This window comes from Aquimarina celericrescens (genome assembly GCF_042682765.1).
GTDB lineage: Bacteria > Bacteroidota > Bacteroidia > Flavobacteriales > Flavobacteriaceae > Aquimarina > Aquimarina celericrescens.
The window spans coordinates 1-26344 of the sequence record NZ_JBHUHY010000017.1 but is presented as its reverse complement, the minus strand read 5'-3'; the positions used below and the strand labels follow the sequence as shown (position 1 = coordinate 26344).

20 protein-coding genes are annotated in these 26344 nt (G+C 36.4%); 15 read left to right on the top strand and 5 right to left on the bottom strand.

Features of this window, described 5'->3' with window-relative positions:
* Positions 1-20 precede the first annotated feature (20 nt).
* The 5 genes from ACFSJT_RS16835 to ACFSJT_RS16815 form a co-directional block, all read right to left on the bottom strand.
* On the bottom strand, positions 21-884 hold the full coding sequence (locus ACFSJT_RS16835) for a DUF4380 domain-containing protein (protein WP_378321508.1): 864 nt from the start codon (positions 882-884) through the stop codon (positions 21-23).
* Between the two features lie 43 nt (positions 885-927).
* Complete coding sequence (locus tag ACFSJT_RS16830; RefSeq protein ID WP_378321507.1) at positions 928-2547, bottom strand: sodium:solute symporter; 1620 nt, start codon at positions 2545-2547, stop codon at positions 928-930.
* 120 nt (positions 2548-2667) lie between these two features.
* Positions 2668-4170, bottom strand: coding sequence for an L-arabinose isomerase (araA, locus tag ACFSJT_RS16825; RefSeq protein WP_378321694.1), 1503 nt, complete (start codon positions 4168-4170; stop codon positions 2668-2670).
* A gap of 7 nt (positions 4171-4177) precedes the next feature.
* The gene (gene araD / locus ACFSJT_RS16820; RefSeq protein WP_378321506.1) at positions 4178-4876 is read right to left on the bottom strand and encodes an L-ribulose-5-phosphate 4-epimerase AraD; all 699 of its coding nucleotides are present in this window, start codon (positions 4874-4876) and stop codon (positions 4178-4180) included.
* Entirely contained in the window at positions 4869-6533 is a 1665-nt protein-coding gene (locus tag ACFSJT_RS16815) for a ribulokinase (protein WP_378321505.1), read from the bottom strand. The genes araD and ACFSJT_RS16815 overlap by 8 nt, the downstream gene beginning before the upstream one ends.
* Positions 6534-6875: 342 nt before the next feature.
* Between ACFSJT_RS16815 and ACFSJT_RS16810 the strand changes: the two genes are divergently transcribed.
* The 15 genes from ACFSJT_RS16810 to ACFSJT_RS16740 all read left to right on the top strand — a co-directional run.
* A complete protein-coding gene (locus ACFSJT_RS16810; RefSeq protein ID WP_378321504.1) occupies positions 6876-8831 on the top strand; it encodes a glycoside hydrolase family 97 protein in 1956 nt (651 codons plus the stop codon).
* A 110-nt stretch (positions 8832-8941) separates the two neighbouring features.
* Positions 8942-9781 carry a class I fructose-bisphosphate aldolase gene (locus ACFSJT_RS16805; RefSeq protein ID WP_378321503.1) on the top strand — a complete coding sequence of 280 codons (840 nt, stop codon included), beginning with the start codon at positions 8942-8944 and terminating at the stop codon, positions 9779-9781.
* On the top strand, positions 9778-10902 hold the full coding sequence (locus ACFSJT_RS16800; protein WP_378321502.1) for a Gfo/Idh/MocA family protein: 1125 nt from the start codon (positions 9778-9780) through the stop codon (positions 10900-10902). Before ACFSJT_RS16805 ends, ACFSJT_RS16800 begins: the two co-directional genes overlap by 4 nt.
* 5 nt (positions 10903-10907) lie before the next feature.
* The gene (locus tag ACFSJT_RS16795) at positions 10908-11489 is read left to right on the top strand and encodes a D-lyxose/D-mannose family sugar isomerase (protein ID WP_378321501.1); all 582 of its coding nucleotides are present in this window, start codon (positions 10908-10910) and stop codon (positions 11487-11489) included.
* Positions 11476-12498: a carbohydrate kinase family protein gene (locus ACFSJT_RS16790; RefSeq protein ID WP_378321500.1), complete on the top strand. Its 1023-nt coding sequence runs from the start codon at positions 11476-11478 to the stop codon at positions 12496-12498. The genes ACFSJT_RS16795 and ACFSJT_RS16790 overlap by 14 nt, the downstream gene beginning before the upstream one ends.
* Before the next feature lie 3 nt (positions 12499-12501).
* Positions 12502-14706, top strand: a complete 2205-nt coding sequence (locus ACFSJT_RS16785; RefSeq protein WP_378321499.1) for a glycoside hydrolase family 3 C-terminal domain-containing protein — start codon at positions 12502-12504, stop codon at positions 14704-14706.
* 4 nt (positions 14707-14710) lie between these two features.
* Positions 14711-16183, top strand: coding sequence for a xylulokinase (locus ACFSJT_RS16780; protein ID WP_378321498.1), 1473 nt, complete (start codon positions 14711-14713; stop codon positions 16181-16183).
* On the top strand, positions 16180-17505 hold the full coding sequence (gene xylA / locus ACFSJT_RS16775) for a xylose isomerase (RefSeq protein ID WP_378321497.1): 1326 nt from the start codon (positions 16180-16182) through the stop codon (positions 17503-17505). Before ACFSJT_RS16780 ends, xylA begins: the two co-directional genes overlap by 4 nt.
* A complete protein-coding gene (locus tag ACFSJT_RS16770; protein ID WP_378321496.1) occupies positions 17502-19448 on the top strand; it encodes a sialate O-acetylesterase in 1947 nt (648 codons plus the stop codon). The genes xylA and ACFSJT_RS16770 overlap by 4 nt, the downstream gene beginning before the upstream one ends.
* 311 nt (positions 19449-19759) lie before the next feature.
* The gene (locus tag ACFSJT_RS16765; RefSeq protein WP_378321495.1) at positions 19760-20584 is read left to right on the top strand and encodes an SDR family oxidoreductase; all 825 of its coding nucleotides are present in this window, start codon (positions 19760-19762) and stop codon (positions 20582-20584) included.
* Between the two features lie 23 nt (positions 20585-20607).
* On the top strand, positions 20608-21804 hold the full coding sequence (uxuA, locus tag ACFSJT_RS16760) for a mannonate dehydratase (RefSeq protein WP_378321494.1): 1197 nt from the start codon (positions 20608-20610) through the stop codon (positions 21802-21804).
* 133 nt (positions 21805-21937) lie between these two features.
* Positions 21938-22366, top strand: coding sequence for a TRAP transporter small permease (locus ACFSJT_RS16755; RefSeq protein WP_378321493.1), 429 nt, complete (start codon positions 21938-21940; stop codon positions 22364-22366).
* Positions 22353-23648: a TRAP transporter large permease gene (locus ACFSJT_RS16750; protein ID WP_378321492.1), complete on the top strand. Its 1296-nt coding sequence runs from the start codon at positions 22353-22355 to the stop codon at positions 23646-23648. Before ACFSJT_RS16755 ends, ACFSJT_RS16750 begins: the two co-directional genes overlap by 14 nt.
* A 170-nt stretch (positions 23649-23818) precedes the next feature.
* The gene (locus tag ACFSJT_RS16745) at positions 23819-24499 is read left to right on the top strand and encodes a response regulator transcription factor (protein WP_378321491.1); all 681 of its coding nucleotides are present in this window, start codon (positions 23819-23821) and stop codon (positions 24497-24499) included.
* Between the two features lie 321 nt (positions 24500-24820).
* Positions 24821-26344, top strand: a 1524-nt coding sequence (locus ACFSJT_RS16740; RefSeq protein ID WP_378321490.1) for a M23 family metallopeptidase, incomplete at its 3' end; no start/stop codon positions are given.

Genomic DNA, 26344 nt, shown 5'->3' with positions numbered 1-26344 from the left:
CTAAGAATAACAGGTATATCTTATTTATCCTTCATATTTTTGACTATACTTTTGATCCACTTCATAAATTCGGGATCAGTATTATCACTATCCAAATGTTTAGGAACCGGTAGGTAATACCATTGCATTTGATAAGAGTGTGAGTCTTCTGAGGATAGTAAAACATAAGAAGAATGGTTTTCAATTTCTATGTAAGTCGCTTTATCATTTACGTACAATTCTATTTCTCCTTGTTGCGGCGGAATTTCATTTTTTTTCACATCATCAAAAATTTTTAGAAAACACATTCCATTTTCGATATGTGCGAGCCATCCTTCTTTTCCATTTGCAAATAATTTCTGAGCCTTATTATTGACTAAGTTTTTGTTAAAACGATACCAGAGCACATCATTTTCGAGCTTTACAGATGTTAAGTTAGATAAAGAATCAGCTTCGGGTTTTTCTGTATCAAAAGGAAAAAAAGTAAGCCCCCCTTTAACCCGATTCACTTCCCAGAGAGCGGTCTTAATAGATGTTTTTCCCCTATTATAAGCTTTGTATGTTAGTAGTACTGCACCTTTTTCGTCTAATTTGACTTTTTTTTCAAATATAAGTCCTGTAATGCTATCTTTTTCGCTGGTAAAAATGTATCCATTTGAAATTTTTTGAGTGGTGTAAGGCATCTTATCCAATGCTTTAGGTGGCGGCCAATTCCAAACACTTTGCGGAGATGGCCACAATGTTGATCCATAGAACTCTGAATGCTCTTCAGGCTGTATCAGAAGTTCTTGATTGTTGTATTGATATGATAATATACGGGCTCCCCTAATAGGGTCTACAATTAATTTATGTTGTCCTCTATAAATTGTAATAGTTTGATCTTCAGATTGCGTATAAACAGTCATACAGATAAGACTTATAAGAATATAAAAATAATTTTGAATACATTTATTTTCCATTAAAAAAGATCATTACACTGGCTACTACTATTAGTACCAGTACAGATAAAGCAATATCTTTCCAATTATAACTGTTCTCATTTTCAAGTTTATCTTTTTTAGATAATGTTGAAAAGGTTAAGCCTGCCAAACGCTCTAGCGTTTGCGGCGTAGTAGCAAAACTTACTCCTACGGCAATTAAAACGCATACTAAAAAAAACCAAGCCCCAAAAGTCAGAAAGTTCATAGTCGCCAAACTGTGCAATAACGATCCGATTTCAAGATGTACAGCTACCAATTCCAGAATAATTCGTACAGCTCCAATCACAGATCCCACAATTAATGTTGCATAAGCGCCCGGTGCATTTATCCTTCTGAAAAAAATACCCAAGAGAAAAACTGCAGTGATCGGTGGAGCAATATACGCTTGTACCTTTTGAAGATATTCATACAACACTCCAGAGATATTTTGCATAATAGGAATCCATAGAATACCCAAAATCACAACAATAACTGTAGCAAATTTACCTATGGAAACCAATTTCTTTTCTTCAGTTTGCGGACGTATTTTTTTGTAAATATCCACCGTGAATAAAGTAGAACACGAATTAAAAACAGAAGCTAGCGAGCTCATTAAAGCCGCTAATAATCCAGCAGCCACCAATCCGCGTAACCCCGAAGGCAACAAGTTACTCATTAGTACGGGAAAAGCCTGATCAGGAGAATCCCACTCGAGTTCTCCTTTTACTTTTAAAGTTAGAGCAATCATCCCAGGAACCAAAAATAAAAACACTGGTAATAATTTTAACAAAGCACCCCAAATTGTCCCACGTCTACCTTCTTTAAGATTTTTTGCCGTTAAGGCACGTTGCACAATATATTGATCTGTACACCAATACCAAATACCAACTATGGTACTCGTAATTACTAGGGATGGCCAGGGAAAATCTGGATCTGTAGAAGGTCTCCACATATTAAAGTATTCTGCTCCTAATGTAGTTTTCATTTCACTCCAACCGCCAACATGATTGATTCCTATAAAAGTTAATGCTGCAGCACCTATTACCAATACAACTGTTTGTAACGTTTCTGTGTACACTACGGCTCGCATTCCACCAAGAACTGTATAAATCCCTGTTAAAATTACAGTAGATAATGCTCCAACCCAAAAATTAATTCCTAGAAGAGCTGCAACAACTACTCCACCGGCATAAATAGTTACAGAAATCTTGGTTAGTATATAAGCCACCAGTGAAACCACCGATAAAAACCAACGAGATTTTGCACTAAATCTTTTCTCAAGAAACTCCGGCATTGTAAATACGCCACTTCGTGCATAAAATGGGAGAAAAACCCATCCCAATAATAATACAATCCATGCATGAATTTCATAAATAAGCATCGGAATCTTATTACTTGCTCCTGCGCCAGCCAGTCCAACAACGTGTTCAGACCCTATGTTTGATGCAAAAATAGAAGCCCCTACGACAAACCAACCAATATTCTTTCCTGCCAGAAAATAATCTTTGGTATCATTATTTTTTTGAAAAATCACCCAAATGGCAATTCCAAAAAGTACTAGAAAGTATAGTCCTATAAAAATCCAGTCTAATATATCTAAGCTTTTCATATATATGATGTCTTTTCTTAATAGTTACACAGAATTCACTACACATTACATTGATTGCTATCAGCCAAAGTATCATGGATCATTCATTATTGATTAATTTTTTAAACGTGGGTTCGATCTCTATGACAAATTCAAGCGATTTTGATAAAATACTTCATTGGTTTTGAGTTGATTTTTTAAGGACGACAAACCTGTCGCATTATCGATTATGATCAATTCTATATCTAGCATTTCGCACAAATCGACGATATGAGTCGTTTTTAGAGCTTTGCTGAAAACGGTATGATGTGCTCCACCAGCATAAATCCATGCCTCAATAGCGGTTTCAAAATTGGGTTTTGGTTTCCAAAGAGCTCTTGCTGTAGGTAGTTTAGGCAAGTTTTTTGGTGGGTTAATTATGTCTACCTCATTACAAATCATGCGAAAACGGTTTCCTAAATCAATAAGTGACACATTGATAGCAGCTCCTTCACCAACATCAAAAACCAAACGAGCAGGATTAGCTTTACCTCCTATGGATAATGGATGTACTTCGCAAAAAGGCTTTTTTGCTGCAATCGAAGGACAAACTTCCAGCATATGAGACCCTAACACCAAAGATTGGTCCGAATCAAAATGATATGTATAGTCTTCCATGAATGAAGTTCCTCCTTCTAAACCAACACTCATTGTCTTGAGCGCATAAAGTAATGCTGCCGTTTTCCAGTCACCTTCAGCGCCAAATCCATATCCTTCTTTCATTAAACGTTGAACGGATATACCTGGTAATTGATTCATACCATGCAAATTTTCGAAAGTAGTAGTGAATGCAGTTGCGTTTACTACTTTTAAAAACTGTCGAAGTCCCAATTCAATCTTTGCGGCTTCAGTTACCGAGGTATGTTTTTGAATATCGATATCAAAATGATACTCCTTTTGGTACTGTTCAATTAAATACCGTACATCCTGACTCGAAACTTCATTTATATGTTCAACAAGATCACCTATACCGTATCCTTCTACGGTAAAACCGAATTTAAATTGTGCAGCGACTTTATCCCCTTCGGTTACCGCCACTTCCCTCATGTTATCACCAATTCTGGCTACTTTGGCATGTTTTAATGCGTGGTATCCTACAACCACATTACACCAGTCGCAAAGCTTATCGTGAATTTTATTGTCTTTCCAATGCCCTACAACAATCTTACGATCCTTTTTCATTCTGCTCATCATAAAACCAAACTCACGCCCACCATGCGCAGATTGGTTTTCATTCATAAAATCCATATCAATAGTTTCCCAAGGAATTTTGGCATTGAACTGCGTATGGAAGTGCAATATTGGTTTTTGCAGTTCTTTCAGGCCACGAATCCACATCTTTGCAGGGGAAAAAGTATGCATCCAAAAGATAACACCAATACATTTTTTTGAAGAATTTGCCTTGTCACAAATTTGGTGAATTTCTTCGCTTGAAGCTACTACACCCGTAGAAAAAATCCTAAGAGGAAGTTTATTAAGATTATTTAAAAATGAAACTATTATCTGTGTATGCTCAGCCACGTTATTTAGAACTTCTGGACCATACAAATGTTGGCTTCCTGTAACCCACCAAACTTCAAGATCGTTAGTATTTTCTAATAGCATGTTTTCTTTATTGTCCATAGTAAGCATCTTTACCATGTTTTCTTTCATAGTGTTTTTGGATCAAAGAATCCTTTAAACGTTTTGCTTCAGGATTGATTTGCTCTGTTAAATAAGCCATATGAGCCAATTCTTCTAAAATTTTACTGTTATACACTGCTTTTTCATGTGATGCCCCCCAGGTAAACGGGCCGTGGTTAGCTATCAGAATCATTTCTGTTTCTGTAGGGGATAAATCATGCCTTTCAAAATATTCTACAATTTGTTTACCCGTCATATGCTCATAATCACCTTTAATATCTTCATCTTTCATAGGTTCTGTGCAAGGCACGTCTGTAATAAGGTGATCGGCATGTGTAGTTCCCAGAATAGGAATATCGCGTTGAGCTTGTGACCATGCAACGGCAAATGTAGAATGGGTATGACAAATACTTTCGATACCTTGCCATGACTTATACAAGTAAGCATGGGTTTTGGTATCTGAAGAGGGCCTTAAACTTCCTTCTATAATTTGATTTTCAAAATCTACAATGACTATATCAGTCGGGGATAACTGAGCATAAGGCACACCGCTTGGTTTTATTGCAAAAACGTTTTGTGCTCTATCTACTACACTTACATTTCCAAAAGTATATACAATCAGTTGCAGTTCAGGTAATTGCATATTTGCTTCGTAACACCTCTTTTTTAGATCATCATATTTAGACATACGCTTTGGTATTTAATGAAGTATATTCTACAAATGCACCTAACTTCAGATAATTTTTATAAGTATGCTGATACTGAATCACAGCAGATTTTTCAGGATAATAGGTGATTTCAAAACCATGTCCCATTTTTAAGATGGCATCTTGGAGATTGGAATGAATTCCAGATGCTACAGCGGCGTACATTGCGGCACCCAAGGCACAGGCCTGTTCGGTTTTAGCAATATGGATTGGCATGTTGAGTATGTTGGCTAGGGTTTGCATTGCGAGTGGAGATTTCTTGGCTACTCCTCCTACTCCAATGACAGTTTGTATTTCTACTTCTCTTTCTTCGAAATGTTCTAATATATTTTTCGCTCCGTAGCCAATAGCCTCTATTAAACTTTTATAAATATGAGGAGCGGTTGTTCCCAGATCCAGATTAGCAATAGCGGCTTTTAAAGTCTGATTGGCATGAGGTGTTCTTCTACCATTAATCCAATCAATGGATAAAGGCAAAGAAGCTTGATCAGGAATCTTTTCTGCTTTTGAAGATAACATTTTGTGAATATCCTCTTTAGATACTTCTAATAAGTTATCATCACTATGACCGACTTGTTTTATCGGCCAATAGAGTATTTCTACGAACCACGCAAGCAAATCACCAAATGCCGACTGACCTGCTTCAAGCCCTGTAAAGTTTGGTAATACTGAACCATCAACTTGTCCACAAATTCCAGGTAATGCCATATTATGAAGGTTTTCTTTGGAGCTAACTATGATATCACAAGTCGAAGTCCCCATCACCTTCACCAAAGTATTTTTTTTAATTTCTGATCCTACGGCACCTGCATGCGCATCAAAAGTCCCCACAGTAATGATGGTAGATTCAGACAATCCTAATTTTTCAGACCATTCTTTAGACAAGGTTCCGGCAGGTTCATTAGATGTATATGTTTCCTCATACAATCTGGATCTTAGTGATCCAAGGTAAGGGTCTAATCGTGAAAGAAATTCTTCTGATGGTAGACCACCCCATAGTCTATTCCACATCGCTTTATGTCCCGCAGCACAACGACTCCTTTTGAAGGTTTTTAGATCCTTATTTTCTGTCAGTAAAAATGTTATGTAGTCACAATGTTCCATCCAGGAATAGGCGGCTGATCTTATGCTTTCATTGTTTCTAATACTAAATAAAATCTTAGCCCAAAACCATTCTGAAGAATATACTCCACCTACAAACTCAGTAAAATTAGGACCACCCCAAGTTTTTGCCAATCTAGTAATTTCTTCTGCTTCTTTAATCGCGGTATGATCTTTCCATAAAATCATCATAGCATCTGGATTTTCAGAAAAATCTTTTTGCAATGCCAAAGCATTTCCATCTGAATCAACAGGAATTGGTGATGATCCAGTAGTATCTACACAAATTCCTTTAATTGCTGATTGTTCAATCTTAGCATCTTTTACAATATTATTGATCGTATCTTTCAACCCTTCGATATGATCTAAAGGATGTTGCCTGAACTGCTGCTTTTCGGGTTTGCAGTAAAGACCTTGTTTCCATCTGGGATACTCAAAAATACTCTCAGCGACAATAGTACCATCACTTGTATTGACGAGTATAGCCCGAACCGAATCTGTACCAAAATCTACCCCAATGACAAAGGTCTGTTTCATAAATCTTAAGAATTCCTAATATATTATTGGTACAAGTGAAATGATTTTACAAAATTGAACTGACTCAAAATTGAATTAAAAACTACATCTATTTTCAAAACTAACAGAAACATTACCTATCAAACGATACTATTTTGTCAATCTCTTATCTAAAAACTACAACCATTACGGTTTATTTCACATAAAACAATAATAAAATACTGTTTATCAGTGTTTTAAGTTTTTATAAATCATATATCTTATATTGTCATATGATTATTTTTTTCTAATTTTCGAATGAAAATGTTCTTATCCAAAAGGTTTTGAATAATTACAATACTCAAAAATTTTAATTGAATCTATATGAATCGTGTATTGCTATATTTTGTGTACATACTGTTTAGTCTTAAAGGCGTATTTGCGCAGGAAAAATTTAGTTCTCCTAATGGAAAAACCACTATTAATGTTTCGTTAAAGGATAACATTTCTTTTAATATAATTTCAGAAAACCAAATAGTTATCAATAACATAAAGACTTTACTAAATCTTGACAATCAAAAGTTAGGCTATAAACCTAAACTTAGGAAAAAAAAGACTCAAGAAAAAAGAGAAATTGTAAAGGTTCCGTTTCCTCTTAAAAATGAAAAGATTTTAGATTATTATAACGAAGTCGAACTCACTTTTGATGATTACGCAATACAAATACGGGTTTATGACCGAGCAGTTGCATATCGATTCATTACTTCTTTTGAAAAAGAAATTACGATCACTGATGAAGAATTGGAGATTACTTTTCCGAAAGAAACGCTAGCCTATTTTCCTAAAGAAGACTCATTATACTCACATTTTGAAAGATCGTATCTAAAAACGAAGATCGACACTTTAAAGAATACCGACTTTTGTTCGATGCCCGTACTAATGAAGAAGAAAAATGGATTGAATATTCTCATTTCTGATGCAGATGTTTATGATTATCCAATGCTTTTTTTTAAAGGTACTTCTTCAAACTCTTTACAGGCCAAATTTCCGAAAGTAGTTTTGGCAACTCAACCTCATCCCGATGCGACTGACCGCATTGCTTACATTACTAAAGAAGCGAATTATATTGCCAAGACTAATGGAAAAAGAAGTTTCCCTTGGCGTTTCTTCTATTTCAGTCAAAAAGATGCAGATCTCATCACACAGGATATGGTGTATCTGCTTTCAAGATCTCAAGAAATAAAGGATGTATCGTGGATACAACCCGGTAAAGTTGCCTGGGATTGGTATAATGCTAACAATGTATATGATGTAAATTTTAAAGCAGGACTCAATACAGCTACCTACAAGTATTATATAGATTTTGCCTCAAAGTATGATCTCGAATATATCATTCTTGATGAAGGCTGGTCTAAAAGCACGACTAACATTACTGCTTTCAACCCTGAAATAAATGTTAAAGAATTAATTAATTACGGAAAGAAAAAAAACGTAGGCATCGTACTTTGGTGCCTTTGGGAACCTCTAAATAGAAATATGGAGACTATTCTGAAAACCTATCACGATTGGGGTGCAAAGGGCATAAAAGTAGATTTTATGCAACGGGCTGACCAGGAAATGGTTAATTTTTATTCAAATCTTGCAAAAAAAGCTGCCGAACAGCAATTGATCATTGACTTTCACGGAGGATTTAAGCCTGCGGGGCTTCGGCGCGCGTATCCTAATGTGCTCACCTACGAAGGTGTTAGAGGCGCAGAAAATAACAAATGGGGTAATTTTCTAACTCCCGATCATAACGTCACACTCCCGTTTATAAGAATGGCAGTCGGACCCATGGATTATACTCCCGGAGCCATGGAAAATAGACAACCCGAAAACCATTATATTAGTTTTAATCGACCGGCTAGTATTGGTACAAGAGCACACCAAGTGGCAATGTATATAGTTTATGAAAGTGCATTACAGATGTTATGTGATTCACCATCCTCATATCTTAAAGATCAGAAAACTGTAGAATTTATCTCTCAAATTCCTGTGACCTGGGATGAAACCATCGTATTAGATGCAAAGATTGAAAATAAGGTCGCAATAGCCCGGAGAAAAAACGATACTTGGTACCTGGGAATAATGGGTAATCAAAACGAACAAGAAATTACTATTGATCTGTCGTTTCTTTCTGAAGGTAGTTATAACGCAAAAATTTTTAGAGACGGAATAAATGCGAACACTTTTGCAGAAGATTATGAGGTGACTACCCAAGCAGTGAGTCAAGATAAACGACTTACCATTCAATTGGCAAAAGGTGGTGGCTGGGCAGCTATATTACAACCAATTAAATGAACACTAGAAATACATCCCTGTATCATCCTTTTAAAGTCAATGGCGAATTCCATATTTATACGAAGCCAAATCGAAGTATGATAATTAAAAAATAATAATACAAGGAACAAATGAAACAATACCGATTAAATCGATTATTCAATGCTACTTCAGGAAAATGTTTTGATGTAGCTATAGACCATGGTTTTTTCAATGAGTTTGGATTTCTAAAAAGTATAGAAAACATAGAATCTGCGATCAAAACCGTTGTAAAGGCCAATCCAGATGCTATACAACTCACTACAGGACAAGCAAAATATCTACAACGCCTCCCCGGCAAACATAAACCAGCTTTGGTTTTGCGAACCGATGTGGCCAATGTCTACGGAAAGTCATTGCATACAACTTCATTTAGTTTGCTACTAGAAGGTTGTGTAAAACAAGCTGTACAACTCGATGCAGCTTGTATGTGTGTAAATTTATTTTTAATTCCTGGTGCTCCTGAAGTGACAGATCAATGTATCAAGAACATCTTAAAGTTAAAACCCCTAGCAGATGAATTCTGTATGCCGATGATGGTAGAACCCTTGGTTTTTCAAGCCAATGAGCAAGCAGGAGGATATATGGTAGATGGAGATGAAACTAAAATTATGCCACTGGTCAGACAAGCAGTAGAATTAGGAGCAGATATCATCAAAGCAGATCCTACAAAAGATGTCTCTATATATCATAAAATAATAGAAATAGCAGGTGAAGTTCCCATTCTGGTACGCGGAGGTGGCAGAGCACCAGATGAAGAAATTCTTGATCGAACAGAAAAATTGATCCAACAGGGAGCATCTGGGATTGTTTATGGCCGAAATGTAATACAGCATCCAAATCCCTCCGGAATTACAAAAGCTTTACTATCTATCGTACACTATAATGCTACTGCGAAAGAAGCTATAGAATTTGTAAATACCCCAGTATGAAAGAAGTAAACGTAGGAATTATAGGGGGAGGATTAATGGGACGAGAAGCCGCAAGCGCCTTTTCTCGTTGGTGTGTCTTTAATGATATGCCGGTAAAACCTGTATTAAAAGCTGTATGTGATCTTGATGAAAACGTATTGGAATGGTACAAAAAAGTCGCTACCGTAACCCAATTCACTACTGTTGCGTCAGAACTACTGAAGAATAAAGAAATTGAGGTTGTTTATGTGGCAGTTCCCCATCATTTACATGAAGAATTATATAAACAGGTCTTAGCATCTGGTAAAGATCTAATTGCCGAAAAACCCTTTGGTATTGACTTGAAATCATGTCGAAATATTATTGACAAGGTTAAGGAAAGTAAAAGATTTGTTCGTTGTAGTTCAGAATTTCCATTTCTACCAGGTCCTCAAAAGGTTATAGAGTATGTACGAAGCAACAAAGTAGGAAAATTACTTGAAGTTAAATCTGGATTTCACCACTCTAGTGATGTAAATACTAAAAAACCAATTAACTGGAAACGGATGGTGGCATATTGTGGCGAGGTTGGGGTCATGGGAGACCTTGGCATGCATGCAGTCCACCTTCCTTTTCGATTAGGATATTATCCTATATCGGTATATGCTGATTTACAAAATATTATTAAGAAGCGTCCGGGAGCCGATGGCACTATGAAAGCCTGCGATACCTGGGATAATGCTATACTACATACTAGAATTGAGAAAGAGGATCATACGGTTCCTATGACTATAGAAATGAAGCGTATAGCTCCCACAGAAACCAATACCTGGTATATTGAAATCTTAGGAACTAAGGGAGGGGTAAAATATAGCACCAAAGAGCCCAAAACATTATGGACCTTTGCCATAGAAGGTGTTACACAACGTTGGCAAAAAGAGGATCTTGGGTTCAAATCGGTGCTTGACACTATAACAGGAGGAATTTTTGAACCTGGATTTCCAGATTGTTTCCAACAAATGCTTGGAGCTTATTTTGCAGAAAGAGCAGGATCGCTGGGAGAAAGATTTCATTGCGCTACTCCCGAAGAAGCGCTTCTCTCTCATCAACTTTTTGATGCTGCCTTACGATCAGAAAAAGAAAATAAAGTGGTAAACCTTTGAGATATATGAAAAGATCACAAATCAATACATGCATTCAAGAAGCTAAAAAATGTTTTGAGAAACATCAATGGGCACTACCCCCTGATCCTAAATGGGATGTTACCGATTTTGGACTGGGTGATTTTGATAACAAAGGATTGGTGTTAATTAATTTAACCGAAGAACTTGAATATTGCGAAAAATTGATGTATGCAAAGAAAAACCAACGAACACCTGCACATTGTCATAAAAAGAAGAAAGAAGACATTATCGTAAGAAACGGAAAACTAGCGGTTCAAGTCTGGAAGGGAAAACCTGAACAAAAGCCTGTTGATTTTCAAATAAAAATCTCTGGAAAATGGGCTTTGATATGTTCTGGTGATACGATTACCTTAAATTCTGGTGAGCGGGTAACTTTGATTCCAGGGGTGTATCATGAATTTTATCCTCTAAGTGATCAATGTATTATCGGTGAAGTATCAACAGCAAACGATGATCTAAACGATAATTTTTTCGTAAATCCAGATATTGGTCGATTTTCAGAAATAGAAGAAGATGAACCGGCATTAGTAACTCTAGTAAGCGACAGATACGATGATAAAGAATAAGGGCATCACTGCAGCAGGTAATTGGATCATAGATCGAACCAAAATCATCGATGATTATCCTCACCAAGATGGCTTGTGCAATATTATTGAAGAAATAGTATCTAATGGAGGTGCTCCTTACAATGTTTTAAAAGCTTTATCTAAGATGGGGTTTCCATTCTCGTTGAAAGGCATAGGAAGTATTGGAAGTGACGATTTGGGGGATATTATTTTAAAAGACTGTCAACAACTAAAAATTGACACTCAAGGAATTATCGTCAATACAAAATTCAATACCTCTTATACCGATGTGATGACTTCCAGAAAAACAGGAAGAAGAACTTTTTTTCATTACAGAGGCGCCAATGCACTACTTACGAAAGAATTGATCCTAAAAAACAGTCTTCAAAACAAGATTTTTCACCTAGGATATTTATTGTTATTAGATAACCTGGATCAATTTTCTTCAATAGAAACTCAAATGACAGAAGCTGCTATTTTACTGAGAGATATACGAGAGAGAGGAATTAAGACTTCTGTAGATTTGGTAAGTGAAAACAGCGATCGTTTTATCGATGTGATCACCCCTTCATTACCATTTATCGATTATTTATTTCTAAATGAATATGAAGCTTTCAAACTTACTGGTATAGAAAGTATTGTAAAAGAAAAATTGCATGTTGAAAACGTGAAAAAGGCTACAAGTCAACTACTCGACATGGGTGTAAACGATACCGTTTTTCTACATTTTGAAAATGGAGCTGTAGCTGCTTCTAAAACCAATGAATTATATCTACAACCTAAGGTTAAACTTAGCGATCATGAAATAAAAGGAACCGCGGGAGCCGGAGATGCATTTGCAGCCGGTGTTCTTTATGCATTGCACGAAGATAGAAATAATAAAGAAGCACTACGATGGGGAGTTGCAACAGCTGCAACTTCTTTGAGACACCCTACGTGTTCTGAAAGTATCCCCACTTTATCAAAAATTTTAGATCTTTATAACACACAAAAAATTTCATCTTTATAACCTATGATTAGAATTGTTCTTTTTTGTATCGCATTCTGCCACTATTGTATTCCAGTATCAGTAGTAACCGCTCAGAAATTAGCCCCATTTCCTTGGCAAAATACCGCACTATCCTTTGAAGCAAGATCCGAAGCGCTTGTAAAGGCTCTGACTTTAGAAGAAAAAGTTTCCTTAATGACTCACAATAGTGCGGCTATTCCTCGACTCAACGTACCAGAATACAACTGGTGGAACGAGAGTTTACATGGAATAGCGCGTAATGGGAGGGCTACCGTTTTTCCACAAGCGATTGGGTTGGCTGCTACCTTTGATAAAGATTTATTATACCGTATTGCCACAGCAATTTCAGACGAAGCAAGAGCTAAATTTAATACATCCATCGCGATTGGAAACCGTGGGATCTATGCCGGTCTCACTTTCTGGACACCAAACATCAACATATTTAGGGATCCTAGATGGGGTCGCGGACAAGAAACTTATGGTGAAGATCCTTTTTTGACCAGTCAAATGGCTACAGCATATGTAAAAGGGCTTCAGGGTAATCATCCCAAATATTTAAAAGCTGCCGCGTGTGCAAAACACTATGCAGTGCACTCCGGCCCAGAAGAACTTCGTCACAAATTTGATGCTAAAACTACCAAAAAAGATTTATTTGAGACCTATCTACCAGCATTTGAAGCATTGGTGACCGAGGCTGAAGTAGAGGGCGTCATGGGGGCATATAATCGGGTAAATGGAGAATTAGCCTGTGCTAGTGATTTTTTAATTGATGAAGTTTTGAAGAAACGGTGGAATTTTAATGGCTATTTGGTTTCAGATTGTTGGGCGATCAAAGATTTTTGGGAACATCATAAAGTAACCGATTCTCCAGAGGCCTCAGCAGCACTAGCGCTGAATAAAGGATTACATGTAAATTGCGGAGAGACCTATCAGGTATTGGATAAAGCTATACAGCAGGGATTAACAACAGAAAAGCAGTTGGATCACGTATTGAAACAGCAGTTAATAACCCGTTTTAAACTAGGTCTTTTTGATCCTGTAGGAAGCAATCCATACGATACTATACCGGTTTCAGTAGTAGATTCACCCAAACATAGAAAACTAGCATTAGAAGCTGCCCGAAAATCTATTGTCTTACTTAAAAATAAAAATAAACTGCTACCCTTGAATAAAAATATCAAATCTGTATATGTGGTCGGGCCCCATGCTGCCAGTGAAGAAGTGCTTCTTGGTAATTATTTTGGGCTTTCTTCTAATACGCAGACTATTTTGGATGGTATCGTATCTCAGGTGAGTCCTGGCACCACTATCAACTACAAACAGGGAATTCTGGATTATCGAGAAAATGTGAACCCTATCGATTGGTCTACCGGTGAAGCAAAAGCAGCAGATGTCTGTATTGCTGTTATGGGAATTTCTTCCACCTACGAAGGTGAAGAAGGTGAAGCGATTGCCTCACCAAACAGAGGAGATCGTATCGATATTAAATTACCTCAACATCAAATTGATTATCTTAAAAAGATCAAAAAAAATAATAACAAACCTTTGGTGCTTGTTTTAACAGGGGGTAGCCCAATTGCCATACCCGAACTATTAGATCTGGTAGAAGCCGTGGTGTTTGTCTGGTATCCGGGAGAAGAAGGTGGCACTGCAGTAGGCGAAGTGCTTTTTGGCCAGGTTTCCCCTTCCGGAAAGCTTCCGGTGACATTTCCTAAATCCATAACACAACTTCCACCCTACGAAGATTATACTATGACAGGCCGTACTTATCGCTACATGATAAAAGATCCTCTATTTCCTTTCGGTTTTGGATTAAATTATGCCGATTTATCATACTCTAAGCTTACGGTTATGCAAAAAAATCAAACAATATTAGTTTCCGCAGAAATAAAAAATAGCAGTGAGCAAGATGTTGAAGAAGTGGCACAATTATATATAAGCTCCCCAAAAGCAGGGAAAGAAGATCCTATATACACCTTAAGAGGTTTTCAAAGAATAGCGATAAAAGCAAAAAGCACGCAGCGGATATTTTTCGCTTTACAAAAGCCTGATTTTCAATCTATCGATTACAAAGGTGAGCCGGTGATTTATCCAGGAAATTTCACTATTTATCTGGGAGGAAGTTTACCTTCGTCAAAAAGTATAGCCTTGGGAGCCCCTGAATATCAATCAGAAACCATTTCATTATCCTCAAAATCTTTTAAATAAAATTATGTATACTCTTGGTTTAGATATCGGAAGTTCTTCTATTAAAGTAGCCCTTGTAACATCAGATACAAATGAAGTTGTTCAGGTTATAAAAGAACCCAAAGAAGAAATGAAGATTCTATCCCCTAATCCTAACTGGGCAGAACAAAAACCTGAGGATTGGTGGCACTATACATGCGAGGCGACACAAAAGTTATTGAAGGAAAGCAAAATTTCCAGCGAACAAATTACAGCAATCGGTATTGCTTACCAAATGCACGGGCTGGTTTTGATTGATCATGATAAAAAAGTGTTAAGAAATGCTATTATCTGGTGTGATAGTAGAGCTGTTGAAATTGGCGAAACTGCCTACCGAACCTTAGGAAAAGAGAAATGTGATCAAACATTACTAAACTCGCCTGCAAATTTTACCGCCTCAAAACTGAAATGGATTAAAGAAAACGAGCCCGGACTTTTTAAAAAAACTTATAAATTCATGCTTCCGGGAGATTATATCGGCTACAAGCTTACCGGAAAAATAGCAACGACAGCTACCGGATTATCCGAAGGGATTCTATGGGATTTCCAAAAGGATCAACCTGCAAATTTTTTGTTGGACCATTACCAAATTCCTATTGACCTTCTTCCAGAATTGGTTAAAAATTTTACAGTTCAGGGCAGGGTTACGAAGGAAGCTTCAAAACTTAGCGGACTCGCAGAGGGAACACCAATCACCTACAGAGCAGGAGACCAACCTAATAACGCCTTATCATTGCAGGTGCTAGAACCTGGCGAAGTAGCAGCAACCGCAGGAACTTCAGGCGTATTGTACGCCGTAACCGATAGTACAACAGAAATCACTTCTGAAAAAATCAATAGCTTTATACATGTCAATCACACTACAGCGACACCTAGAATTGGTAAACTATTATGTGTAAATGGTTGCGGAATAGCTTTTCGTTGGTTAAAAGAACATTTGGGTTTTAAAACATATCAGGAAATGAATGAATTAGCAGCTTCAGTATCCATTGGAAGTGATGGATTGATAGTGTTACCTTTTGGTAATGGTGCAGAAAGGATATTCAATAACAAAGATATTGGCTCACATTTTTTATATCTTAATTATAATATTCATCATAAAGCACATGTTTGCAGGGCTGTACTAGAAGGAATTGCTTTCTCTTTTGTATATGGAATGGAATTGCTTAAGAAAACCGGTTTTCATATTAAAGTTATTAAAGCAGGTAATGACAACCTGTTTCAATCTCCTGTGTTTTCTGAAACCATAACCACTTTAATAGAGCAACCCATTCAAATTCATGATACTACAGGTGCTGTAGGCGCTGCCAAGGCTTCTATAATAAAGTCAAAAAGTAAGACACAAAACCATAAAGAAAATTCATGTTCGGAAGAGTATACTCCCTTGACAGAACTTACAGAATTTTATCAGAAAGCTTATCAAAATTGGAAGAAAGAACTAAAAAAAAGATTAGTATGATCATCACAGGAGACGAAGAATATTTTGAAGATATTGGAAAGATCGCATTTGAAGGAAAAGATTCAGACAATCCATTGGCATTTAAATATTATGATGCCGAAAAAGTCATTGCGGGTAAAAAACTGAAAGACCATTTTAAGTTTGCCGTTGCTTATTGGCATTCTTTTGGAGGCAAGGGTACCGATCCCTTTGGAACTGCAACACAAAATTTCCCATGGGATAATTCAAAAGACCCTACGAATGCTGCTAAAGCTAAGGCAGATGCAGCCTTTGAATTTATCACTAAAATGGGATTTGAGTATTATTGTTTTCACGATTTTGATTTAATACAGGAAGCAGAAACGCTTGCCGAATCTGAACGTCGACTTCAAGAAATCAGTGCATATTTAAAAGAAAAGCAAGAAGCATCAGGTGTTAAAGTGCTGTGGGGTACTGCTAATTGTTTTTCTCATCCACGTTATATGAACGGAGCAGCAACCAATCCGGATTTTAAAGTATTGGCACACGCAGCAGCACAAGTTAAGGTTGCATTGGATACTACTATTGCCTTAGACGGAGAAAATTATGTTTTTTGGGGCGGACGCGAAGGATATATGTCATTATTGAACACCAACATGAAACGTGAACTTGATCATATGGGGAAGTTTCTTGGTCTCGCCAGAGATTATGCACGAATGCAAGGCTTTACAGGAACCTTTTTTATAGAACCGAAACCTATGGAGCCTAGCAAACATCAATATGATTTTGACGCAGCTACCGTAATTGGTTTTTTACGTGAATATGGACTTGAGAAAGATTTCAAATTAAACATAGAAGTGAATCATGCGACATTAGCGCAACATACCTTTCAACATGAATTGCAGGTAGCGGCAAACGCAAATATGTTTGGAAGTATAGATGCGAATCGTGGTGATTACCAAAATGGATGGGATACCGATCAATTTCCAAATAATCTCTATGAAGTCACCGAAGCGATGTTGGTATTTCTTGAAGCCGGAGGGCTTCAAGGAGGTGGTATTAATTTTGATGCCAAAATAAGGAGAAATTCAACTGACCTGGAAGATCTATTTATAGCACACATTGGTGGTGCCGATATTTTTGCCAGAGCCCTGATAGCTGCTGATCAAATTCTTTCCTCTTCATCATATCTAAAGTTACGAAAACAACGTTATGCCTCCTTTGATACCCTACAAGGTCAGGATTTCGAGCATGGCAAACTTTCAATGAGGGAATTGTATGAAATTGCCTTATCGCAAGATAAAATACAACCTACAAGCGGAAAACAAGAGTTCTTTGAAAATATAATAAATCAATATTTATGAGTACAAATCCTGTTGTTCTATGGGTATTGGTTCTCTTTACCTCTATTACTAGTATGGCGCAACTCAAGGTTTCCAAACTATTTGCAGATGGTATGGTAATTCAACGTGACGAAGAAATTCCTGTCTGGGGATGGGGAACCAAAGACTCAAAAGTTTCGATTACCTACGATCATAAAGACTTTAGTTCAAAGATAGCTAGCGATGGTACCTGGGAAATAAAGCTCCCCAAAAAGAAAGCAGGAGGCCCCTACTCCTTGAAAATTCAGTCTGGCAATGAGGTCATTGATATCAAGAACATTCTGGTGGGTGATGTTTGGTTATGCTCCGGCCAGTCTAATATGGAATGGACTTTAAAAAATAGTCTTAATGCTGAAATAGAGATAAGAAATGCTTCTAATGACCAGATACGACATTTTAAAATCCCTAGATCTTATGCATTCACCCCAGAACAAAACTTACGAGGAGGAGAATGGACTTCGGCCAAGGATAGTACCTTGGCGAATTTTACAGCTGTAGGGTATTATTTTGCAAAAGAACTTTATCAAACTCAAAAAATAGCTATTGGCCTTATCAACAGTAGTTGGGGAGGAAGTCGTATCGAGCCTTGGATGCGTGCTGAAACACTTGGTTTCAAAAATGCTAAGGAAGCTTTTGAGGCGGCTATTAAAGCACAAAAAGATCGAAAGGAAGAGCAATTGAAAATTCTTAAGCAAAAGTTGCAGGAATTACCTATCGAAGAGTTAGGTATTCTTGATGACGGTAACTTTGCTTATACAGACCCGAATTTTGATCACAGCTCCTGGTCTGCAATGGAACTACCCTCCTATTGGGAAGATCAAAACTTACAAGCGCTTGACGGAATTGTCTGGTTTAGAAAAAATTTTAAGATGCCAGATAAATTTGTAGAAGGTAGTGCCGCGGAAATTCAATTGGGAGCTATTGATGATACGGATCAGGTTTGGGTTAATGGTTTTAATATAGGCGGACTCACCCAATCCTACTATGTGAAAAGAAAATATACCATCCCCAAAGGAATTCTTAAAAAAAATAATCTGATCAGTATTCGGGTCGAGGATACTGGTGGTGGAGGTGGGATCTACGGGAGACCTGAAGAAATGAACATAACTTTTCAAGGAAAAAGGATTCCACTACATGGAAATTGGAAATATAAAGTCGCGCAAGTGTATCTGGCAAAACCTGATGCCCAAATAAATCAGATCCCAACAGTGTTGTATAATAAGATGATTCACCCTATTCATCGTTTTCCTATTAAAGGAATAATCTGGTATCAAGGAGAATCAAATAGCGGCGACCAAAGCGCCTTTGCGTATCGTAATCTATTTAAAAAAATGATACAAGATTGGAGGCTTCAATGGCATAAAAAAGAACTCCCTTTTTTATTTGTGCAATTGGCTAATTATATGAAAGCTGTTGAACAACCTGTAAAGAGCAATTGGGCAGTGACACGGGAGTCACAAAGTAAAGCTTTGGAGTTGCCTAACACAGCACAAGCAGTGATTATTGATATTGGGGACGCCATGGATATTCACCCAAGAAACAAACAAGATGTTGGATATCGATTGGCCGTAGCAGCCAGAAAAATATCATATGATGAAGATATTGTATACTCTGGCCCCGTTTACGAATCACATGAAATTAGAGAGAATAAAATAGTCATAAATTTTGATCATAAAGGTTCAGGATTATGGGCCAAAAACACAGACAATAATCAGTTATTTGAATTCAGTATAGCAGGAAGAGATCGAAAATTTTATCCAGCCAAAGCTAAAATTGAACAGGATCAGATAATTGTCTGGTCAGAGAAAGTTATCAATCCAATAGCCGTAAGATATGCTTGGGCTGATAATCCTGACAAAGCGAATTTTTATAATAAAGAAGGGCTGCCGGCTTCTCCCTTTCGTACTGATCAATGGGAAGAATGAGTTTGTTAGTTAGAGCATGACGTTCTTGCAACTAAAAGCTTTATTACGAAGTTCTAATATATAAGACAGGTTTACGATAATCGTCTAGCGTACAGTATCAAAAGACCACTTCCAACTTAGGTATGCCGAAATTTTAGCGAATAGCTAATTAATATACTTAAAACATTTTTGTCAAATACTTTTTTAGAAAAAATTGTACAACTTACTGACTAAATAGTATAAAGAAATACGATCAGTAATAAGTAATTTGTTCGCTTGACTATGTACGAAAAGCTCACACGCATAGTAAAGAGATTATTATTTTGAAAAACATGAATTACACGCCAAGTCTATTTTCCATTGATAAAAAAATTATTGTAATAACTGGAGCAACCGGTGTTTTGGGAATGGCTTTGAGTAGGTATTTAGCGTCGCAAGATTCTCAAATGATTATTATGGGAAGGAATCCCGAAAAAACTAACAACCTAGCCAAAGATATTATAAAATCTGGCGGGAAAGCTGAAGCTTTACTCATAGATGTTACCTGTGAAGAAACGTTAGAAAATGCCGCCACTTCATTGAAAGAGAAATTTGGCAAGATTGACGTTTTGATCAATATGGCAGGTGGTAATATGGAGGGTGCCGTAATACAACCTGATCAAAATTTTGTTGACTTTGATACTAATGCCCTACGTGATGTGTTGGACCTAAACTATTTTGGAACGGTTTTGAGTATAAAAAAAATGTTGCCTTTATTACTAGAATCCAACGAGGCAAGTATTATAAACATTTCTTCTATGGCAGCAACCCGACCTATGACAAGAGTTATGGGATATGCATCTGCAAAAGCAGCTGTTGAGAATATTACAAAATGGTTAGCTGTAGAATTTTCTCATAAATATGAGCAAAAAATAAGGGTTAATGCAATTGCTCCAGGATTTTTTCTGACCGAACAAAACAGAACGCTTTTGCTTGATTCGAAAAACAATCTCACAGATAGAGGTGCCAAAATCATTGAAAATACACCTATGGGACGTTTTGGGCATCCTGATGAATTATTTGGGGCTGTCCAATGGCTTAGTAGCGAGGCATCCAAATTTGTTACGGGAACAGTCGTTGCTGTAGATGGAGGATTTGATTCTTATGCCGGTGTTTAACTAAAACTTTAATAAACTATAAGATGTTCTTATTATGTCAAACAATGCGTTGGTATGGTCCTAATGACCCTGTCCCATTATCAAGTATTCGACAAGCTGGCGCGACGGGTGTCGTATCTGCTTTACATCACATAGAAAATGGTGCAATTTGGGAGATTTCAGAAATTGAAAAAAGAAAAAAAACAATCGAATCGGCAGGTTTAACCTGGGAGGTGGTAGAAAGCCTTCCTGTGCATGAAAATATTAAAACTCATAGTGGCAATTATACAGAATTGATAGAAAACTATAAACAAAGTCTAATCAATTTAAGCGCTTGTGGAATTAAAACGGTTTGTTATAACTTTATGCCACTGCTTGATTGGGTTAGAACAAATCTCGTGTATGAATTACCTAGTAGTGCTAAAGCCTTAAGATTTGAACCTCTTGCCATCGCTGCTTTTGATATTTTTATCTTAAAAAGGCCAAATGCCATTGACGATTATGACGCAAACCTTGTTGCAGAAGCCAAGTACTATTTAAAAAAAATACGACAAAAAGATAATGGTGAAGAAGAAAAAAAACTAATAGAAACCATATTACTGGGATTACCAGGATCGGAGGAAAAGTTTACGCTGGATGAGTTAAGAAATAGAATTAAGAGATATAAAAATATTGATGATTTCGGTTTAGCAAAAAATCTAAATACATTTCTTAATCATATAATTCCTACAGCCGAAAAATATGGTATCGATATGGCTATTCATCCCGACGATCCTCCTTTTTCAATTTTTGGATTGCCTAGAATTGTGAGTACCTATGAAGATTTCAAAAGAATTATAAGCAATATAAGCAGTAAACATAATGGAATCACCTATTGTACAGGTTCGTTGGGTGTGCGAACTGATAATGATTTAATTAAAATGATTCAAGACTTTGGAGAGCATATTCATTTCATACATCTTCGAAATATTACAAGAGATCTCAAAGGCAATTTCTATGAATCTGAACATCTTGATGGAACGGTACCTATGATTGAGATAATAATACAACTGGTAAAACTGCAACAAAAACGAAAGAAATCATTGCCTATGCGTCCCGATCATGGGCACCAGATCTTAGATGATCTGAAAAAAGAGACCTATCCTGGTTATACCGCTATTGGAAGACTAAAAGGCCTTGCCGAACTTCGAGGCGTAGAACTTGCAATAAAAGAAATATTACTCAAAACTAGCCAAAAATAAAGCACTGCAAGTATAATAAATTTCAATATGTTCCCGAATCTTTCCAGCTCCGTAAAACAATGCAATACTTAAAATAATGAGAAAAACAATTGACACATGTTTAGAGTGGTTTCTAGTACTGATATTGCTAATTATGCTCCTAGCTGTCGTTTGGCAGGTATTTTCAAGATATATCTTTAATATTCCAAGTACGTTAACAGATGAATTGGCGAGTTTTTCTCTCATCTGGTTGGGGCTTTTTGGGAGTGCTTATGCAACAGGTAAGAAGCTACATCTATCAATAGATCTAATTCCTGATAAAATCCTTGCCAAATCCCCATTATTCTTTAATGGGATTATTAATTTATTGATATGCTTTTTTGCATTTTCGATAATGGCAATAGGTGGCTCTAGGTTGTGTTGGTTAACATATGTGCTTGACCAAAAATCAGCCGCTTTACAAGTTCCTTTATACTTAGTTTATTCATCTGTTCCTATAAACGGATTCATTATTATGTATTATACATTAGACACCATCTTATCCTCTACTAAACTTAAAAAAAAGCAAGATGATTTCAACTGAAATATTAGTATTGTTACTTAGCTTTATCCTTCTTTTAATGTTGAGAGTTCCTATAGGATTTAGCATTGGGTTATCTGCACTTTTGACCTTATTAATATCCATGCCATTTCTGCCAACAGTTACTACATTGTCTCAACGCATGGCAACTTCTTTGGATAGCTTTGCTTTACTTGCTATACCCTTTTTTATTTTGGCAGGCCAAATTATGAACCGTGGTGGTATTGCAAATAGACTTATTGAATTTGCCAAGGGGTTAATAGGGCCTGCACCCGGTGGTTTGGCCTTTGTTAATATAATAGCTTGTATGTTATTTGGTGCTATTTCTGGATCAGCGGCAGCAGCTGCTTCAGCTATAGGGGGGTTTATGAATCCAATGATGGAAAAAGAAGGATATGACAAATCTTTTAGTGCAGCGGTTAATATTACCAGTTCGACTACAGGATTAATCATACCTCCTAGCAATATCCTAATTATATACTCACTCGCCAGCGGAGGTGTATCTATATCAGCTCTTTTCCTAGCTGGATATGTTCCCGGGATTTTAATAGGAGTTGCATTAATGTTGGTCGCAGGAGTTTATAGTTTTAAAAAAAAATATCCAACCGTAAAGTCAGTAGGTTTTAAAGAACTTATGAAGAGATTTTTAAGAGCTTTACCCAGCCTGTTATTACTTGTTGTAGTGATTGGTGGAATAATATCAGGAATTTTTACCGCTACAGAAGCTTCTGCAATTGCTGTGCTTTATGCACTTGTTTTAGCGGCTATCTATAGAGAAATTACCTTTGAAGATATTCCTTCTATAGTACTGGAAACCATTAAAACTACTTCTATTGTAATATTACTAATTATCACTTCGATGACGATGTCTTGGGTGATGTCTTTTGAAAATATTCCTCAAACTATCACCTCTTCCCTTTTACAAATAAGTAATAATCCCATTATCATTTTATTGATCATAAATTCAATTTTATTATTTGTTGGTATTTTTATGGATATGACCCCTGCCGTATTGATCTTTACTCCTATTTTTTTACCTATCGTAACAGATATAGGAATGGATCCTGTTCATTTCGGAATCATTATGATTGTAAATCTATGCATTGGGTTATGCACACCACCCGTAGGCTCAATTTTATTTATAGGTTGTAGCATGGCTAATTTAAATATTCAACAAGTGGTAAGACCACTAATTCCTTTTTTTATTGTAATGATCCTTATACTTATTTTACTAACCTACAGCCCTGGTTTAACTTTATGGCTACCAAGCATGTTTGAATTATAAATCAGAACAAAAAAATTGCCATCGCTAAGTCACCTGGTTTAATTACATTATTCGAATATAGAAGGCTTAGAAATAAATATTCTATACTATTTTTTATCAAATATTGCTATATTAACAAAACTATATTCCCATGTATAGTTTTATCCAAATCTAATTGACCAAATTGAATCATGAGAGAATTTGATATAATTGTGGCGTATGACGATCCTTTAAAAAGATTAGGGATAAAGGCCATGCTCGAAGCTCCCAAAGAGCTAAAATTCAAACTACACGACAATATAAGTGATCTAAATAAATTAAAACAAACCATAATTGATCTTCAACCAGATTTCATAGTGATCGATGCTACATTAAACTCCAACAATTCAGGTATCGAACTAGCTATATTTACCAAAACTCATGCAAAGAACACCAAAATAGTTATGATGACTTTTGATTTGGACAATCACCTCAAAAGAATTCTGAAAAAGCTCGAAATTAAGTGGGTAATGTATAAGGCTGATACGGTTGAGAGCATGAAAAAGTCTGCATGGAGAGCGATACATAACAAACCATATATAAGCAAAAAGTTTAGAGAAAAATGGTACGAAAATGATATAGATGTTGATTCAATAAAAAAATACAACCCCCTTGAAAAATTATCCAAAACAGAGATTACTATTCTTCAACAGGTTGCAAAGGGAAAAACCAATAAAGAAATTGCGTTAGAATTTTACAAAAGCATAAAAACTATCAAAAATCATCGTCAAAATATTTGTAGCAAGTTAGGTCTGCACGGAAGTAACGCACTGCTAAAATATGCAATTGAGTTAAAAAATGAAATCCTGTCACCTCGCATCCCTATGTTCTAAGAGACTGCTATTTATCTCTACAAAAGATTACGCAATTCATCCGATATTATCAACCTTTTATAGAAATAAGGACATGTGCCTATTTTTTTTGGAATTGAGTATCAGTAATTTTAGAGTTATCAACACGATGATGCATCTAACCTAAATCAAACTCATGAAAAAAAACTTACCACTTTAAAATTTTTCAATTACACTTTTAGTTGAACCAAATATTTTTCTGTAAACCACCAAAGACCCTTTTACAGATTTTCACTTTAGCTTGTTTCTATAACAATAGGCCAGCTTAACTATTAACTAATCATAACTACAAACTCACCTCAGATGAAAACTTTTACACAAAAATGTGCACTACTTCTTTTGATTTATACTTCTGTATTGCAATCTCAAGAACTCATAATTCAGAAAAACCAAGAACTATTTACTGTTAATCCATTAGAACAAAAACTTAGTTTATTTCAAGATAAAAAACAATCTATTGCGCATGAGCAGCTCATATCTCTAGATAACATTGCTTATTACACTGATCAAATTTCACAAGACTTCAAGGTAATAAAAGGATACGACCTCTTTCAAGGATTACAAAGTCCCTTTAATTCAAATCTATGGGTATATCTAGAGAGGGAACAAATAGGAGGAGCTTTTAAATTAAATAAAATAAATATATCACAAAGGAAAAAAAGTGTTCTTATCAATAAAAAAAATACAGCCAGAAAAGAACTTGCATATAGACCTATCGCATGGACTCAAAATCCAAACAAAATATATGTTGAGGGGATTTTTCTTGATACTGCAAATGAACATGAAGGAATTTGGATACTAGACCTTAAATCTGGAATTCTTGAAAGATTAAAGATTCCTTTCAATTATATGAGAACACCATTACTTTCGCCAAATAGAGATCATTTTTATTTTTTAAGTACAATGGATAAAAAAATTGATCTTTTGCATGGTAATACAGATATCATTTTGGAGTATGATATAAATACTAAAAAAACTAAAACTATTGCTCAAGAAAAGGGTGAATACCTTCAAATTATAGGATGGAAAGATCAGGTAACAATCCAGAAGAAATCAAATGTTCAAGCTAAATTTTCAAACTTAAGTTATTACCTTCCCTGGGATGCAGGAGTAGATCTTTGTGTTTCAAGACATGGTACTCCGGGACCAGTAGGTTCTCATACCAATGTAGGCCGATGTAATCGATTTGGTCCAGGAGGTCACCACGGATACGCTGCCGTAGACTTTGCTACATCTTTATCCAGTGATCAAAACGTAAGAGCTTCGGCAAGTGGAGTAGTATCTTTTTCTGGAGTAAGTGGGAGTTTAAGTAGTGGTTATGGAAGGTTGGTGATCATTCGCCATAGCGATGGGACAAGAACGTACTATGCTCACAATAAAACCTTACTAGTAAGTCAAGGACAATCTGTAAGCAGGGGGCAAATCATTGCAAAAGAAGGAACCACTGGAGGATCCACTGGAGATCATATCCATTTTGAGTGGAGAGCAGCAGGAGGTAATGCCTCTACCAAAGGGCGTTTTACAGGAATAGGAGAGCCAAGACAAGACTATCGCTATCGATCTAATAATACCACTGGAACCACCCCACCGCCACCATCTACAGATACTACTGCACCAACAACAAGCATAAGTGCATCTGGAGGAAATACACAAACAGGGGACTTTACGGCTAACTTTAATGATAACGATAATGTTGGGGTAACCCGTAGGTTCTACCAAGCGCTAGAAAAATATGGCGATAACTGGTACGCCAACCGTGGTAACGGATTCTTCAATGATAATTGTAATGTATTGTATTCTGGGTATACCATTGGTCCCGGTAACTGG